The following is an 18013-nucleotide window of genomic DNA, read 5'->3' on the forward strand; positions in this document are numbered from 1 at the left end:
CATCATCCTAAAAATTTTTAGATTTTTTACTTACGTGATGTTAAGAATCGAATCTCTCATTAAGGTTCTCCCATTTAATCACTCTACTAGAATATATTTCACCATAAAAATCCAACATAAATAATATAAATAACATGTAAAAAATAACAATTTATTTACATATATATCATAAATAAAAATCAAATAATAATCATATAAATACTTTCTAATCATAAAGATAAGATAAGCCCCAAATACAAACATCATTTTTTTATCAAAAAGGATTGTTTTATTTAAACAGAAGGAATCTTGTATGAACCATGTGTATAAAACGATATTGAATAAAAAAACAGGGCAAATTGTTGTCGTTTCTGAAAAAGCTTCCAATCATGATAAAAGCCAAAGTCAGAAAGACTCTAAACGTAGTAAAAGTATTGAAAACAAGCAAAAATCATGTCTGATATCTCTACAAGAAACTTCACTTAAAAAAAGTTCATTGGCTTTTTCTATAGGTTTGGTTTCAACATTATTGAGTGCCAATCTATTTGCCACAACCTATACAGGCAATGCAAGTCAATTGGTTAACAGCACAACATTAGATGGAAATTTTGATAAACTAATAGATAGCACATCTGCAAACGGCTTATTGGATACGAACAGTATTACGATTGATTATACGTCAGGAACAGCACCCGATTTTGTTGTTGTAGGCTATGAAACAACTGATATAAACAAAACTGTAGCATCCTCCAATAATAATACAGTCACTTTAAAACAAGGCAATATTCATGGCAATGTTTACGCTGGTTTAGCACATTCAACGCTTGTTACAGGCAATGTTGATTGTTCAGATTTAGCAGCACAATGTAATAATGCAGTGAATGAGCTCAGTATAAATGCAACATCAATCACTACTGACAATAATACAGTTACTGTATTGAATCAAAATCCAATTGAAGTCCAAGGAAGTATTTACGCTGGTTATGCTGGGATAAACATTGCTTCTGGTGATCTTATTGCAGATAGTCATGATAAAAATGGGATAAGTGCTTACGCTATTTTCGATGTGAAAACTCAATCTAACACTTTAAATGCAAATAAAAATAATATTTCCATTTCAAGCGACCAAAATCACTTTGCAGATATCGCTGCTGGCTATGCCAGCATTGATATTTCGAATGGAAAAATACAAGCTGGAAGTGCTGGAGCTCCAGCCTATGCGACTGTCCAATCTGACACATCAAAAAATGTATTGAATGCAAATGAAAATAGCATATCCATTTCAAGTCATAAAAATACATTTAATGATATCACTAATGGAAATACAGGTATAAATCTTAAGTTTGGTGATCTCTCAGGTGCTGAATCTATTGCTTCTGCTGGTGCTCGATCAGAAGCCTTCGTTAATCTTACATCCAAAAATAATCACCTGAATGCAAATAAAAATGAAATTGTCATTGAAGGAAACCATAACTCGATTAAAGATATTATGGCAGGTCATGCTACAACCAATGTGACCTCTGGCGAACTCACAGCGAATCAAGCAAATTCAACCAATGCCACTTTCAATTTTTCTTCATCTACTGCCTATGCTTCTAGTGCGATCTATTTAGGTGAAAGCACGTTTACTGCAAACGAAAATAAAGTTGCAATTATCGGTGACCATAACGCGGTTAAAGATTTAACTGTTGGTTATACAGCTGCTAAGCTCAACTTTGGTGATGATATCAATGCAGGAACATCCATTAATGGCAATGCGGTAGCTTCTGTCCGAGCGAATGCTTCTGCATCAACGTCATTTATGAGCAATAAATTGAATGCAAATAATAATACGGCATCCATTATCGGTAACCATAACGCCTTTAATGATATCACTGCGGGGCATGCTGTTCTTCACACGACCTATGGTAATATCATGGGAGGAACTGCTCAAACGATAGGAGATCCTCCATCTGCTTACGAAAGTGAGACGAAAGCATGGATTAGAGCAAATGCGAATACTTTCAATGCAAATTCAAATCAGATTTTAATTTCAGGAAGTGAAAACAAATTCAACAATATCACTGCAGGCTACGCAGGATTGAATATTAAATTAGGTGATGTGACTGGGACAACACAAATTCTTGATGGAGTCACCAGTTCTAATGCGACAAATCTTACGCTAACAATCACAAACACTAATTTATCTGCTAAAGACAATGAAATTCAGTTGACTGGCAGTTCCACAATTGATGGCAATATTCATGTCGGTTATCTAGATTTTAATCTTGAACATAAAGCAATTGAAAATGCCGATGGTTCTGCTGGAACTATTTCACCTAATTTGAATAATACAACTGCTTTTGCGACAAATAATATTATTTCAATTGAGGGTAATCATCAGTTTACGAAGTCCGATGCAACAATTTATGGTGGTTATTTGGCTTATAATACTGAAAACAATTACAAGCCAGAAAGCTATGATGTATTTACTGGAAATACACTCAACTATGCGAACCGTACCCCTATTTCGATTGGCGAAATTGCAAATTTTCAACACTATAACTTTACCTTAGACCCAACACTTGCAAATAAAAATACGGCAATGATCACGGCTAAACATATTAGCTTAGGAAGTAATGAGTCGAATATCAGCAATGGCACTCAAGTTGCATCAGATATTAAAGTGGTCGGTATTCATTCTGGAAAACTTGTTTCAACTGACAGTAAATTTATTTTAATGCAAGCAAATCAAGGTCAATTAACTGGCTTAGGACAAGGTCATACCTCTACAGGAGTCGCTCAACAAGGTATTTCCTTACTATATGATGTTGAAACAAGTATCGACCAAGCAAATGACCAAGTCATTGCGACCATTACTTCTGGACATAATGAACCTGGTCCTGTCGTCAACCCACAACTTGAAGCCTTATTAGAAGGAAATCTTTCAGGGCTCATGCTACTCACTCGAAATGCAGATCATTTATCAGATCATTTATTTGGTGCAATGGATCAGCAAAATAAACGTGGTTTAATTCCTTTTGTGCTCTTCTCTGGTAATCACGCTCGTTATAATACTGGCTCACATATTAAATCTGATGGTGGTCTATTTACTGCGGGTTTAAGCCTTCAACAAGATCAATCTATTGTGGGTATCTTTTTTGAAAATGGTTGGGATAGCTACAAAACCTATAATGATTATAACAATGCCCCGGATGTGAAAGGTAAAGGACATAACCGTTTTAATGGTGCAGGTTTATATGGTCATTATGATTTCCTTAATGGTTGGTATATGGATGGCTCTTTCCGCGCTGGTCGTTTACATACTGCATTTGAAACAGATGATATTCGTAATGCTGCAACAGGAGAACGAGCATCCTATAATATCAGTGGTAACTACTATGGTATCCACTTAACAGGAGGATATATCTTCACCATCAATGATGAAAATGAATTAGACCTCAGTGCGAAATATTTATGGTCAGGCACTGAAAGCCAAAATTTAGTCATTGCAGGTGACAAAATGCATTTTAATCAGTTAAATTCACATCGTATTCGCCTAAATGCTGAAAATAATTATCAGCTTCAACCAGAGCTAACTTTATTGACAGGGTTAGGCTATGAATATGAGTTCAAAGCCAAAGCTGGCGGCACTACTTATGAGTTTTTTGATATTGCTCGAGGTGATGAACCAACCGTTAAAGGAAGTACAGGTATTGCCACACTCGGAGTTCGCTATGAACCAACTGCTTATAATCGCTTGAGTATGGACTTTAAGGCGAGTGGATATTTTGGTAAACGTGAAGGTGGCGCAGCTACAGTAAAAGTGGATTATAAATTCTAAATATTTATGAATCAAAATATAAAAATGAGCCAAAGAGGCTCATTTTTTATTGAATATAAAATCAATATTGTTCTTTTTGATGTTATCAAAAACTCAATCTGACATAATTTAATTTATCTCTCAATGATCACCATCTTAAAAAATTAAATTTTATAAACTTAGAATTGGAATTAATGACAAGGCTAACAATCCTCCCATTATTCGATTAAAAATAATGACTCTATTTCCTTTATTTAAATAATCAGCCAACTTATCCCCTATGATCGCCCAGAGAAAAACACAGACAAAGCCTATCAAACCGTAGCTGATACCCATTAAAAAAATTTCTTGCATTGCTGTAGTGGTTTTAATATACGCACTCACTGCACCTAACAAAACAATCCATGATTTAGGGTTAATCCATTGAAAAAATGCACCATTCCAAAACCCAAGCGCTTTAGTTTTTTTTTCAGAAGATGGGTTTAATTTACCTGCGAAAGCAATAAGATAGGATAAATATAGAATATAAAGACAACCAATCAATTTTAGAATAGGCATTAAGATAGGAAATTGAATAAATAATGTATTAATGCCCAAAGCAACTAAAATAAAAATGATGGTAAAACCAAAGCATATACCAGCAACTAAAGGTATAGTTTTAGCTGCGCCATAATTAACTCCTGATGCAAGTGCCATAAAATTATTCGGACCAGGCGTAATTGAGGTCACGACAGCATACAGACAAAATGCTAAATATAAACTTAATGTCATGTTTCATAAATTCATTCAAAAAAATCACCATACTTTAAAAAAATATTAAAGCAATTCTTTTATGCAATATTATTGCTCATGATTAAAAATAGAAATCGGCATATCTACTATTCATGGATTGGTCTTTGTGCTATGTATGATTTTTATCTAAAATTTATATCCTTTTTTTGGCAAAAATCTTTTCTTATGTGCAATATGGATGATCTAAAAATCTATCATTCGTTTTTCAATCATTGGTGATATTTCAAATGAATATCTGAACGTATATATGATATTCCAAAGTTGAATAAAAATAAGTTGAACCTAATCGGTGATTACCTAAAAATCTCGTAATTTTTATTTAACAATTTAAAAATTAGATTTTAACTAAAATTTAATTATTCATATTTATCCTACAAAAATAATTTAAAAAAATTACAAAAACATAAGATTCAATCAAAATAATAAAAAAGAATAATCATATCACTATAATTTGAATCATATGGGGTTGATTTTTAGTCCCTTTATTTCACAAAATAGTACTATTAAATAAACAACCAATATAAGAATAAATAACAACAACTTATATCATTTCATAATTTATAAATTTATTTTCCATTTAACTGATATAGCTCTCTAAGTATTATAAAACCTGCATTAGTGCTATTTATAGATACGATATCATTTTTATGACTAATTCCATAGATTATTAAAAATAATTATATAAATTAAAAAATAACCCTACTAAACCTCATAATGAATTTTCAAGATAAGAATTATTATTTTAATTATTTAATAATACTAAAAAACCATTCATAAAATCAGTTCACCTTCTATTTAGTATTTGTAAAAATGAAAACAGAATATTTATTTAATAAGTCTACGTTATCCGTAGCAATTATATTGGCGCTAGCGCACAGTTCTCAAAGTCTTTATGCAGCTGAAACAGTTCCTCAAGAAAGTGAGGCTAAACTTTTACAAGAAGTCGTTGTTTTAGGTACTAAGAGAAATAATGTTAAAGCGCTTGAATCACTTGCCCCTGTCGAAATTATTTCAAGTAAAACACTTGAGCAAACAGGTGCATTAACTCTAAACCAAGCACTCAACCAACTCATTCCATCATTCAATTTTCCACAAGGTCAAAATGCTTCAAAAGGTACTGGTGCCGTTCGATCAGCATCACTTCGCGGATTAAGCCCAGCCTATACTCTAATTTTGGTTGATGGTAAACGTCGGAATTTATCTGGAAAACTTGTGAATGGTGCTGATCCATTTCCAGCAGATCAATTTGTCGAAATTAATACCATACCCATTAGTGCGATTGACCGTGTTGAAGTTTTAAAAGACGGCGCATCCGCTCAATATGGTTCTGATGCGATTGCAGGTGTCATCAATATTGTTTTAAAGAAAAAAGATCATGGTGGCGAGCTCAGTTATCGCTATGGTGAATATAAAAAAGGAGATGGTGAAACAAATACAGCCAATGGCTGGGCAGGAATAGCATTACCTAATGATGGTTTTGTTACCTTCAGTGGTGAATGGTTAGATGGGAACCCTACTGATCGAAGTGGCCCAGACCTTCAATATGTCAATGCAGGGCCTAAAGGTGATCTTCGTAAAGGTCAATGGGGTCAAGGTGGACGTGATCACCATACTTTTTTAATTAATAGCGAACTTCCTATTAATGATGCATTCACTGCATACGGTAATGTGAACTATTCTGACATTAAAAATTATAATTTCGTTAACCCGAATTATTCTAAATCTAAAGATAACATTTTAGATTTCTATCCAAATGGTTTTCAACCACGCACGCATGAAAAACGTACAGATCAATCTGCTGTTGCAGGCTTACGTTATACCGATGAAACTTTAGGCAATTTCGATACGTATATTACTTGGGGAAAAAGCAATGTCATCAACAATTTATCTAACTCACTTTCACCAAGTTATGGCCTTAAGTCACATACCGCTTTTTATTTAGGTGAAACCAAAAGTGACTCTACCAACTTTGCCATAGACTGGAATAAACCAATCTCATTCAGTTGGGCACCAAAAGAGTGGGTTGTATCTTCGGGCATCAATTACCGTCATGAAAAATATGCAACCACACATGCTGGCGAAGAACAATCTTGGAACTTTGGTGGTTCAAATATTCCAAATGGACAACTCAATGCAGGTCAACCTGCCCGATTCGGTTCTGTTGATATTGGAGGAATTAACCCTGAAGATTTAGGATCAATATCACGCGATGTGTATAGCTTATATGCAGGATTAGAAGGTTCTGTTACCGATAAATTAGAACTTGGTTTCGCACTCAGAGCAGAAGATTATTCTGACTTTGGAAATACCATAAATGGTAAAATATCAACCCGTTATGAGTTCACACCGACATTTGCAACACGTGGTACCTTCAGTACGGGTTACCGTGCGCCAAGTTTAGCTCAACTAGGACAACAACGAACAACCTATACAGGTACATGGTCATTTGATGGTGGTGCAGCAGCAGCTGGACGTACACGCTTATTTAGACCCAATGATGCTGCTGTTGCTGCATTCGGTGCTAAAGACTTAGATCCTGCTAAATCACAAAATATATCACTTGGTTTTGTTTGGCAGCCTATTCAGAATGCATCCTTAACCGTAGATGCTTATCATATTAAAATTAAAGACAATATTGTCCAAACTTCTACCTTGCAAGACCCTGCAAATGGAACGACTAATGTCCATGATATTTTAAGTCAAGCAGGTTATTCAAACTATACAGGCGCGTCGTTCTTTGTTAACGGATACGATACCAAAACCAAAGGGGTCGATTTAGTAGGTAAATATTTATTAAATTTTGATCAATATGGAAAGCTCAATCTGGGCTTAGGTTTAAGCTTTCTCGATACCACGGTATCAAATGTCAAAGAAGGAAATGTACTCACTCGTACGGGGAAAACATTATTTAACCGAGATGTCATCCTTAACGTTGAAGATGCTATTCCAAAGAACAAACTTAATTTATCTGCAAATTATCAAATACAGCAGTGGAATATTGCTTTAAATCTAACACGTTATGGCAGCTATGTTTTCCATCACTCGACCTTAGCAGAACGTGATCAAAAATTTGATCCGCAATGGGTACTCGACTTAGATTTGCAATATGCAGTCAACAAATCATTAACGCTCAATATTGGCGCTAACAATTTATTCAATACATATCCTGAAGAATATGAATCATACAATCAGGTAAATGGTATTAACCGTTACGGCTTTATTCATCCAGCAGGTGCTTCTGGTGCCTTTTATTATGCTGGCTTTAACTATAAGTTTTAAGGGATAAAGCCATGTTAAAAAAAGAAACCATCGCGAGCGCACAAGAACTACATGATGAAATAACACATAGAAATGTTTTGAATTACATCACAACATATCTTCACGTTTATTTTAGAAAATGGTGGTTAATTCCATTCTTTATGTTAATTGTCATGCTGTTCGTTTGGCCGCTCATTATGCTTGTCATTGGTGGTTTCAAAACAACAGCACCTTTTTTACCAGGTGAATGGACATTTGATGCATGGCGCAGTGCTTTTGAAAATGCGGGTTTATTCAATGCAATTTTCACGTCAACAAAAATTGCATTTACATCAACAATTGTTGCTTTGTTTATCGCTTCAGTTTTTGCTTTTATCACTGAACGCACAAACTTTCGATTTAAATACTTGATTTTACCTGCAATGGCATTGGTTTTTGTTATTCCATTTTTATTCTACACCATTGCATTTACACAGCTTGCAAACCCTTATACAGGTTTATTAAACGACTTTCTATTTTGGGCATTTGGCATTAGCACACCTTGGTTAAATGCCAAAGGGTGGTTAGGCATCTATAGTGTCATTATTTTCAAAAAAATTGCGTTTAGTTATTTATTTATTGTTGGCGCTTTTAAAGCGTTAGACGGCTCGCAAGACGAAGCCTCATATGTTTCTGGCGCTAATCAGATTCAGACCTTCTTTAAAATTAATTTACCGAGCCTATTACCAGCCCTCACCAGTATTGCCTTATTAGGTTTAATCACTGGGTTACAAATATTCGAACCAGTTTTACTGTTAGGTTCTTCTGAAAATATTGCAGTGATTTCTACTCATTTAATGAATTTAGTGAGTGGTGCGAAAGGCATGCCCAGCTATGCAGAAGCAAGCATCCTATCCACGTTATTTGTACTTGTTATTAGCCTTATCTATCTAGCGCAACTCAAAAGCTTAGGAAAGAAAAAGTTTTACAGTATGAATGGTAAAGGCACGCGTACTCGTAGCATTTCTTTGTCCCTCTATTTTAAAGTTTTAGGTTATGGTGCTTTAGGCATATATGTATTTGTGGCGCTTATTTTACCCTTAGGTGCACTCCTCTTTTCTTCGCTTCAACCATATCCTGGCATATATAGTGGCTTTTCACTTGATCGTTACTATGATTTGGTAAATCAACCTCGGATTTTCTCAGCCTTAAAAGTTACGCTCACCCTTGGCACAATGGTTGGCTTTATCGTCATGATTCTTGCGCTCAGTGTCATTGTCATTGGGCAACAGCTTAAACCTAAAACATGGGCAGCTGTGAAGTTCTTCACACTGATTCCTATTGCGATGCCCGGCATTATTGCAACTGTTGCTGTGACTTGGGCCTATCTCAGTTTACCTGGTTTGATGCAGCTCTATGGAACAATTTGGCTGGTCGTTATTGCTTTAATTGTGACTGGTATGCCGCTTGCAAGCCAATTAATGAATGCTGTACATGGACAACTCTCCCCATCTTTAGTTGAAGCAGCTCGATTATCGGGTGCCTCAGGCTTACAAAGTTTCTTCGAAATTAGCTTAAGGCTGGTACTTCCTAGCTTTATTGCGGGTTGGTTTATGACTGCAATTATGATTGCAGGAAATTTAGAAGTCCCTTTATTACTCAAAGCACCCGGACTAAATACGCTCGCAATGGTCAGCTACAACATTCAAAGTGCAGGTGATTACAGCATGGCTGCCGCGCTACTCATTTTCATTTTGCTCTTTAGTCTTGGTCTTTATGGCATCTCTAAAGCACTTCAACTTTTGATTCAACGTCACCGCAAAAATCGCCATAACCAATTTATTCAAAAGGATTTCATATGAGCAGTATTTCTATAAAACAACTCAATAAAGCTTTTGATGGTCGAATTAATGCAGTCAAAGATTTAAATCTTCACATTAAACCAGGTGAGTTCTTTGTTTTGCTTGGACCAAGTGGCTGTGGAAAAACCACAACATTACGCTGTGTCGCGGGCCTAGAAGAACCTGAATCGGGTGAAATATCAATTGCTGATCATTTGGTATTGGCCCCCCATAAAGGTGTATATGTACCACCTGAAAAACGTGAAATTGGCATGGTTTTTCAAAGCTATGCACTTTGGCCACATATGACCGTTTGGGATAATATCGCCTATCCCATTAAAACCCGAAAAAAAATTAAAGAGGCTGAAAAGCAACAAATTTTTAAAACAATTCAATTGGTAGGACTTGAGGATTATATACATCGTTATCCATCAGAATTATCAGGTGGTCAGCAACAGCGCGTTGCTTTAGCACGTGCTTTAGTGAATCAACCTAATGTGATTTTATTTGATGAGCCTCTTTCCAATTTGGATGCGAGTTTACGTATTAAATTACGTATACAGCTTCGTGCATTACAAAAAGATATTGGCTTCACAGCAATTTATGTCACACATGATCACTCAGAAGCTTTGGCGCTCGCGGATCGCATTGCCATTATGCGTGCAGGTTATTTAGAACAAATTGGTACACCAAGTGAAATCTTTTTAAAACCTAAAAGCCAATATGTTGCCGAATTTGTAGGTTTTGAAAACATTTTAAAAGCGACATTAATACAAGCAGCAGAACAAACATCGGCTGTATTAGATTACGCTCATCAACCCATTCATGTTGATAATTCAACAGCATTTTCTGTAGGTGATCATGTACTTTTAGCACTGAGAGCTAGTCAAATTATTGGTGCACCATTTAAAAAGGAGGTACAAGACCAAACTCATGATTATTTAGTGGGTGAACTTAAAAGCGTCAGTTATGCAGGAGATTATTATCTTGCCATTGTGAATTTGGTTAAAAAAGATGAACAAGGTTTTTTCATTACACTGGATACCGAGTTACAAGTGCATTTACCTCTGAGCCAATGGGGAAATGATATCTCCTATGTCAACTCTTTTAAAAATCAATATTTACAGCTGAGTATTCAAAAAGGTAATGCAATCGTTTTACATGATTCATTAAAGCAAGTAGATCATTCCAATCATGGGGAGGCTGCATGAGACGTCAAGCCTACCCCTATACCATATTCGGCAGTATTGCTTTTATTATTTTACTGATCTTTATTGGTACACAGCAAAGTTTCTCATTTCAAAGTCATGATACACGTACCCGACCACTTTCTGGTACTCCTGCTGAACAAGCAGAACTTGAACGTTTGTATCAAGCGGCTTTACAAAAGGGTCAAACTGAAGTTGTGGTCTACCAAGCCGCAATGGACTATGAATGGCAACCGCTTTGGAAAGCTTTTTCAGAAGCTTTCCCCGGTATCCAAATCAAATACATGCACTTGTCTCCTGCAGAAATTTTTAATCGTTTAGACACCGAAACTGTGACAGGTTCTCATTTCGCAGATATTGTGTCCTATCCAATTAATAATATTTTTGATTTAAAAGCCAAAGGCTATCTGTCGTCATTTAAATCCATTAATGCTGAAAAATTGCCAAATTATTATCGAACACAAGATGACACCATTCAATTTAGCTTTTTAAAAGTATACGGATTAGGCTTTAACAAAAATCGCTTAGGTAATGAACAACTACCTGAAAATATTCATGAATTACTCAGTAAAAAATGGGAGAAACAATTTGAATACGGCGCACCTGGTGGAGGTGCTGGAACAGTCGATATCGCTTTAATTCAACTCCTTCAGAAAAACAAAATAACCGAACAAGACTTACGCAACTTGAAAAAGAATGGAGGAATTGGTGGTACTCAAGAACAAGGGACGATTGTACTTGCACAATCGAGAACAACTCTCAGTCCTTGGGTATATCTCCCCCCTTTAGCAAGACAAAAAGCATTAGGGGTGCCAATTGAAATTAGTTATCCAGCGGACTTCACTTTACTCATTCCGTTTGGTCAAGGCTTGGTCAAAAATCCTGCACACCCTGAAGCTGCAAAACTTTTACAAACGTGGTTACTCACCCCAGATGTACAAAAGCTATTTGCTGAAGAAACTTTTTCATACGGCACGATTCCGAATGCACCCAGACCTCAGGGTCTACCGACCAGTGTAAATAATCAAATTGATGATCCTTCGTTGTACCCAGAAGCCTTGTCAAATCTCATCAAAAAATGGGTACCTAAATTTCAATCAATTTGGTATAGCTAAAGGATAAAATATGAGCTTTTCACAAAAAATTGATCTCCATAGTCACTGGTTTTCACCACGTGTTACACAATTGCTCTTAGACAAACAAAAAGGAATTCGTTTTCTTCGAACAAAAGATAAAATTTGGTTAGATCGCCAAAGTAATGACGCCCTTCCTCATTTTTTTGAACTGGGACCACAGTGGTTTGATATTCAACTTCGTATTGAACATTTGCAACAACATCAGATTCAACGCCAATTAATTTCTTGGCCAACTACTTTAGATATCGATGTATATATTTCTAAAGATGAGTCTATTTCTTTAAGCCAAACCTATAATGATGATTTAGCTGAATTAATTCAACAACATCCCAATCAATTTAGCGGTTTAGCTTATTTGTCTACGTCTAATTTAGATCATGCCCAATTTGAGTTAAACCGAGCGCACAAAACATTAGGACTATTTGGCGGAGTATTGCCAATTGGCGTACTTTCAACAAGTGCGAGTGCTCAACAATTAAAAGATTTATTTCATACAGCAAATGCGCTCAAAAGCCACATATATTTACATGCAGGCTTTGGACATTCAAATATACATAATCAAATTTATTTAGAACATTCAGGTCAAATTTCCAAAGAGACACATTTACTTAATACCAGCTATGTCTTTGCTTCTACAGTATTTACATTACTCTTTACTGATTTTCTTGATGCGTATCCTGATGTCACCATACAAATTGCAATGTTAGGCGGTGCAGCAGCATTTTCGTTGCTTATTGAACAGTTTAGAACCAAACCAGAACGCTATGGTGAACATGAAAATTATCAACGCCGTTTAAAACAGCTTTATTTTGATACGGGCGCATCTGGTGACGGCACAATTGCCATAGAAACGTTAGCAAAAATTGTTGGAACAGAGCAAATTGTCTTTGGCACCGACTATGCACCTGTGCCATCAGTGCAACCTATTATTCAAAACATTGAAAATACACATTTAACACTCGAGCAAAAACAGCAAATTTACTTTCACAATGCAAATCATTTATTTAAAGATAAAGGATTAAGCAACCATTTAAAAATCGCTTAAAAGGAAAAACCATGTCAAATATTCCACAACACATTAATCCAATTGTTGCTTACCACAGCCACATTTATTTCACGGCAGAAACACGCCATATTGCAGAGCAATTAAACGAGGAATTACAAGATTTATTTAAAATTTGGGACTATCGCTGGTTAGATGCATCTAATGGCTTACACCCAACACCAATGTTCAGATTTGCTATTTTAAAAGAAGATTTTTCACGCTATGTAGAATGGATTTTAACCCGTCGTCAAGGCTTAAATGTTTTAGTTCACGCCATTACAGGAAATGATTATATAGATCATTCATATTTAACCTTATGGCTTGGTGAGCAACTACAACTTGGTCTTGAACCTATGAGAAAACGTGAAGAAGAACGTCAAGCTCAAGGTGTAACCAATCATCAATCTGACGTATTTTTAACAGGCTTAGACATTAATCAAGCTGGAAAGATACGCTATAAAGCAGGTGATGATTCATATAAAGCACGCAATATTACTCCACAACATCCAACAAACTCTTAATCTCAGATACAGGCAAACATTCTGTGTTTGCCTTTTGAAACTATGAAATTATCAACGCATCTGCATTTAACACTCGACCAACTAGAAAAAGTTCCAGACCTTCCTGGTCATCCCTGGAAATTTATTCTATTGGCACTCAAGCGATTAAAATGGTGGTTACCCATCATTTTAATCTTACAAATTTTATCAACCATCTGTGCTGTGCTCATTCCTTATTCTCTAGGCACCATCATTTCAATTATCACCAATCGTAGTCATGACGTATTACAGGCAAGTGTCTTCTGGCTTCCCTTAATCTTATTTACACTCGTCAATATTGGTGAAGTTGCATTTGGTCGTTTAGCAGGTTTCATGCGAGTTTATGTTGCCCCACTACAACGTTCTTGGGTGTCATCAGAAATGTTTGCTTACTTGCAACATCATTCACAACGATTTCTCAATCAAAACTTTGCAGGGGCTCTCGCCTCTCGTATTTCAGAAACGGCGATGAGCTGTAATATGATTACGTGGGCAATTGTTTTTGACTTCTTTCCCGTTATTCTCACCATGGCATTTTCAATTGGTATTTTATATTTTGTCAGTTGGGAATTGTCTCTTTTCATCTTACTTTGGAGTATTTTATTTCTTTTTATTTCTTATAAACTGGCCAAAAAAAGTCAATTTTATTCGAAAAAATTTGCAGCAGCACGAAGTGAAACCGTTGGTTGTATGGTGGATGTTGTCAGTAACTTAGCACTCGTTAAATATTTCGCAAGAAGTGCTTTTGAACGTCATGTTCTACATCGCTTTTTAGAAAAAGAGGTGAAATCTGCACGTAAATCATTTGGTTATAATGAATTTTTACAATTATTCCAATTTTCAGCAGCTGTTTTACTTAAAGTTGGTGTACTCATCATAGCAATTCAACTGTGGCTTCACCATCGAATTAACGTAGGTGATTTAGTCATGAGTATTACGCTTGCCTTTACCATTATTGCTGAAGCCAAAAATATTAGCAGACGATTTTTAGATATTTTTGAATTTATTGGCAATATAGAAAATGGCGTTCGCTCCATTATTCAACCTCATGATTTAGTTGACCACCAACAAGCTTACGCAATTGAAGTACATCAACCAACCATTGAGTTTAAAAATGTCACTTTTGGTTATAAAGACCATCAAAAGATTTTTGACCAATTTAATTTAAAAATTAAAGCAGGAGAAAAAGTTGGACTTGTTGGCTTTTCTGGCTCAGGGAAATCAACCTTTATTAACTTAATTATGCGCATGTACGATGTAAAATCTGGGGCAATCTTAATTGATAATCAAGATATTAAAGAAGTAACGCTTAACTCATTACATCAAGTCATTAGTTATATTCCTCAAGATTCTAGTCTATTTCACCGCTCACTTGCGGAAAATATTCGTTATGGTCGTTTAAATGCGACACAGGCAGAAATTGAAACTGTAGCGAAACAAGCATGTGCACATGAATTCATTAGTCAACTCGATCAAGGATATTCAACCATTGCAGGTGAACGAGGTGTGAATTTATCTGGTGGGCAACGTCAACGAATTGCCATTGCTCGTGCATTAATTAATGAAGCACCCATCTTAATTATGGATGAAGCAACTGCAAGCTTAGACAGTCTGACAGAAAGTGAAATTCAAAAAGCATTAATTCCGCTCATGGAAGATCGTACCTGCATTGTCATTGCACATCGCCTTTCAACAGTTGCTAATTTAGATCGTATTATCTATCTCAAAGACGGTCAAGTGATTGAAGACGGCTCACCACAAGAACTGCTGAGTAATCAACATGGTGCCTTTAAATATTTATGGGACAATCAAAGTAAAGGCATGCTAGCACATTAAAATCCTCCCTTAATCTCAAATATGCCAATGCTTACATCTTGTTATGTGCATTGGCGATTTTTGAGTTTTTCTTCAAAAATATCATCATACAGCATCTACTTTATTCAGTTAAAATATCGATCAATCATTCTCATTTTAGTTTTCTTATTCTATATTATTTTTTAGCGACCATATACGTTATCCCATTTGTTTTTGAGTAGAGTATTGCTGTGCTTTTACAACAAGATTTGACTGCCTCTGAATTCACCCTTTTTACAGAAATTTTATGGAAATTGGGCACTGAAAAAGGAACACCTGAATTACGTCAAAATATCCTTGCAGATATCGCAACACTACTCAGAGCAGACTTTGCATCCTCTTATATTTGGGATGCTAAAAATAATCTATCTAAACAAGCCATTTTATGGAAACTTGATCAAAAAGTAATTCGAGAATATGACCGTATTTGGCAACATGCTGATCCTATTACATCCACCTTGCGCCAACGGCAAAAACCGACATTTGTCAATGAAATCATCACGCTCGCTGATCTTAAAAAAACCACATATTTCAATGAATTTTTACAACCGTATGGTCTATACCATGGTTTAAATGTCTACTTTGTTCGTAATGGCATTGATGTTGGTGACTTTCGAATTTGGCGAGCATCTGATGCAGTCATGTTTAATGCGCGTGAAAAAAGAATTTTAAATATTTTAGAACCCTATATATGCAATGCTTTACCGATTGATCTTGCCACACGTTATTTATTAACACCACGTGAACAAGAGATTGTCATTTTAGTTTCGAAAGGTCTAAGTGATAAAGAAGTTGCTAATTTACTTGAAATTGGCTTTACAACAGTCAGAACACATCTTAAACATGCAATGCAAAAAATAGGCTGTAACAATCGTACAGAAATGGCACTACTTATTCATCCATCTTATCATCCTTAATTTTGAGGATATTAAGCCATGTTAACTATGTATTAAATTAATTCGACAATAACTTAAATGGATTTTAAGTCACAATGTCAATCAATCACGAAAATACCACTCAGTCTCTGAATTTATCCACGTTATCTGCTTATGAAATTTCTGCTTTGATTCGAGAGCGAAAAATTTCTTGTGAACAACTTGTACACTTATATTTTTCAAATATTGAAAAATTACCAACATTAAATGCGTTTATTTGCGTAAATAAAGCTGCGGCATTAAAACAAGCAAAATTTTGGGATCAACAAATTTCAGCAAACCTACCCTGTCCTTCTTTAATTGGAGTTTTAATTGCCGTAAAAGATAATATCCATGTTGCAGGATTTCCGAATAGTGCTGGCACTCGCGCTTTAACAAAATTTATGCCTAATACATCAGCACCCATTATTCAAAAATTGGTTGATCATGGTGCGATTATTGTTGGGAAAGCGCATATGCATGAATTAGCATTTGGGGTAACTGGATATAATTCAGCTATTCATATTCATGAGGTGATTGGCACTCGAAATGCTAAAAATTCACAATATATTGCAGGTGGTTCATCTTCTGGTAGCGCAGTTGCTGTTGCTGCAGGAATGGTTCCTATTGCCATCGGAACAGATACTGGTGCCTCTGTTCGACTACCCAGTGCTTTAAATGGATGTGTTGGTTTTCGCCCAACACTAGGACGATACTCACAAGAAGGAATCACTCCTATTTCACATACTAGAGATACAGCTGGTCCAATGGCACATACGGTTTCAGATATTGCACTGATTGACCATGTCATTACTCAGCAAACCATTCTAAATCCAATTCCTGCACAAAAAATTAGACTCGGTATCTATTCTTATTTCTGGTCAAATTTAGATGAAGATGTTCAAAATCATGCAATGCTTGCGATAGACCGATTAAAATCTGCTGGTGTTGAAATTATTCCTGTCGACATGCCTAATTTAGCGCAACTTAATCAATCTATTTCTTTTCCTGTTGTACTTCATGAAGGAAAATATGATCTAATTCAATACTTGAAAAAATATACACAAATAAGTATTGAATCGGTTGTTGAACAAATTACCAGTCCAGATGTATATACATTATTTACACAGCATATTCTTCCTGAATTAATCACAAATGCTGAGGGGAATTTAGTCCCTATTTTGCCATTATATCAAAAAGCAATACATGAATTTCGACCACAATTACTTGCTTTGTACGAAAAAACGTTTAAAGAAAATAACTTAAATGCTTTAATTTTTCCAACTTCACCAATGCTTGCACCACTTGCCAACGAACACGCTAGCTCAATTGAAAATTTTCAAAGACTCGTTCAGAACACCGATCCTGGTAGTAATATTGGACTTCCAGGATTGAGCCTACCAATTGGCTATTCAACTCAAGAAAATCTTGCCATTGGTCTTGAAATAGATGGTTTACCTCATTCAGATGCAGAATTACTTGCTATTGCTGCCACATTAGAAATGTTACTGAATTAATCCTAAAATCATTCAAAGTTAGGAATATGATTTTCATATTCCTAAACAACAATGTTGATCTTTAATTCTTTAATGTACTATTTAATCAAAAGTGTTCTATTTTCATACTTCACTTATTAAAATGCGATATAAGATACTTTGACGTCATC

At 35.5% G+C, this 18013-nt stretch carries 11 protein-coding genes; 10 read left to right on the top strand and 1 reads right to left on the bottom strand.

Annotated elements, in window-relative coordinates; all coding sequences use genetic code 11:
• The first annotated feature begins 292 nt into the window (after window positions 1-292).
• The gene (locus B9T31_RS02885) at window positions 293-3802 is read left to right on the top strand and encodes an ESPR-type extended signal peptide-containing protein (protein ID WP_086180469.1); all 3510 of its coding nucleotides are present in this window, start codon (window positions 293-295) and stop codon (window positions 3800-3802) included.
• Between the two features lie 150 nt (window positions 3803-3952).
• On the opposite strand, the gene B9T31_RS02890 is transcribed toward B9T31_RS02885, so the two are convergent.
• Window positions 3953-4552: a LysE family translocator gene (locus B9T31_RS02890; protein WP_086180470.1), complete on the bottom strand. Its 600-nt coding sequence runs from the start codon at window positions 4550-4552 to the stop codon at window positions 3953-3955.
• An 831-nt stretch (window positions 4553-5383) separates the two neighbouring features.
• Here B9T31_RS02890 and B9T31_RS02895 point away from each other — a divergent pair.
• The 9 genes from B9T31_RS02895 (at window position 5384) to iaaH (ending at window position 17864) form a co-directional block, all read left to right on the top strand.
• Window positions 5384-7852 (top strand): TonB-dependent receptor plug domain-containing protein, encoded by a 2469-nt coding sequence (locus B9T31_RS02895; protein WP_086180471.1) that lies wholly within the window; start codon window positions 5384-5386, stop codon window positions 7850-7852.
• A gap of 11 nt (window positions 7853-7863) precedes the next feature.
• Window positions 7864-9672: an ABC transporter permease gene (locus B9T31_RS02900; protein ID WP_086180472.1), complete on the top strand. Its 1809-nt coding sequence runs from the start codon at window positions 7864-7866 to the stop codon at window positions 9670-9672.
• Window positions 9669-10862 (top strand): ABC transporter ATP-binding protein, encoded by a 1194-nt coding sequence (locus B9T31_RS02905; protein WP_086180473.1) that lies wholly within the window; start codon window positions 9669-9671, stop codon window positions 10860-10862. The genes B9T31_RS02900 and B9T31_RS02905 overlap by 4 nt, the downstream gene beginning before the upstream one ends.
• On the top strand, window positions 10859-11974 hold the full coding sequence (locus B9T31_RS02910; protein WP_086180474.1) for an ABC transporter substrate-binding protein: 1116 nt from the start codon (window positions 10859-10861) through the stop codon (window positions 11972-11974). The genes B9T31_RS02905 and B9T31_RS02910 overlap by 4 nt, the downstream gene beginning before the upstream one ends.
• 10 nt (window positions 11975-11984) lie before the next feature.
• Window positions 11985-13040 carry an amidohydrolase family protein gene (locus B9T31_RS02915; protein ID WP_086180475.1) on the top strand — a complete coding sequence of 352 codons (1056 nt, stop codon included), beginning with the start codon at window positions 11985-11987 and terminating at the stop codon, window positions 13038-13040.
• An 11-nt stretch (window positions 13041-13051) separates the two neighbouring features.
• Window positions 13052-13561, top strand: coding sequence for a DOPA 4,5-dioxygenase family protein (locus B9T31_RS02920; protein WP_086180476.1), 510 nt, complete (start codon window positions 13052-13054; stop codon window positions 13559-13561).
• A 42-nt stretch (window positions 13562-13603) separates the two neighbouring features.
• Window positions 13604-15415: an ABC transporter ATP-binding protein gene (locus tag B9T31_RS02925; protein ID WP_086180477.1), complete on the top strand. Its 1812-nt coding sequence runs from the start codon at window positions 13604-13606 to the stop codon at window positions 15413-15415.
• Between the two features lie 209 nt (window positions 15416-15624).
• Window positions 15625-16350, top strand: a complete 726-nt coding sequence (locus tag B9T31_RS02930) for a response regulator transcription factor (RefSeq protein WP_086180478.1) — start codon at window positions 15625-15627, stop codon at window positions 16348-16350.
• A gap of 74 nt (window positions 16351-16424) precedes the next feature.
• A complete protein-coding gene (iaaH, locus tag B9T31_RS02935; RefSeq protein ID WP_086180479.1) occupies window positions 16425-17864 on the top strand; it encodes an indoleacetamide hydrolase in 1440 nt (479 codons plus the stop codon).
• Window positions 17865-18013 lie beyond the last annotated feature (149 nt).

The organism is Acinetobacter sp. ANC 4558, assembly GCF_002135375.1.
Lineage (GTDB): Bacteria > Pseudomonadota > Gammaproteobacteria > Pseudomonadales > Moraxellaceae > Acinetobacter.

What these genes read in the sequence shown, in the direction of transcription:
- B9T31_RS02925 (WP_086180477.1), top strand. Translation starts at nt 13,604, where the DNA reads ATGAAATTATCAACGCATCTGCATTTAACACTCGACCAACTAGAAAAA.
- B9T31_RS02890 (WP_086180470.1), bottom strand. Translation starts at nt 4,552, where the DNA reads ATGACATTAAGTTTATATTTAGCATTTTGTCTGTATGCTGTCGTGACC.
- B9T31_RS02905 (WP_086180473.1), top strand. Translation starts at nt 9,669, where the DNA reads ATGAGCAGTATTTCTATAAAACAACTCAATAAAGCTTTTGATGGTCGA.
- B9T31_RS02915 (WP_086180475.1), top strand. Translation starts at nt 11,985, where the DNA reads ATGAGCTTTTCACAAAAAATTGATCTCCATAGTCACTGGTTTTCACCA.
- B9T31_RS02920 (WP_086180476.1), top strand. Translation starts at nt 13,052, where the DNA reads ATGTCAAATATTCCACAACACATTAATCCAATTGTTGCTTACCACAGC.
- B9T31_RS02895 (WP_086180471.1), top strand. Translation starts at nt 5,384, where the DNA reads ATGAAAACAGAATATTTATTTAATAAGTCTACGTTATCCGTAGCAATT.
- B9T31_RS02885 (WP_086180469.1), top strand. Translation starts at nt 293, where the DNA reads ATGAACCATGTGTATAAAACGATATTGAATAAAAAAACAGGGCAAATT.
- B9T31_RS02900 (WP_086180472.1), top strand. Translation starts at nt 7,864, where the DNA reads ATGTTAAAAAAAGAAACCATCGCGAGCGCACAAGAACTACATGATGAA.
- B9T31_RS02910 (WP_086180474.1), top strand. Translation starts at nt 10,859, where the DNA reads ATGAGACGTCAAGCCTACCCCTATACCATATTCGGCAGTATTGCTTTT.
- iaaH (WP_086180479.1), top strand. Translation starts at nt 16,425, where the DNA reads ATGTCAATCAATCACGAAAATACCACTCAGTCTCTGAATTTATCCACG.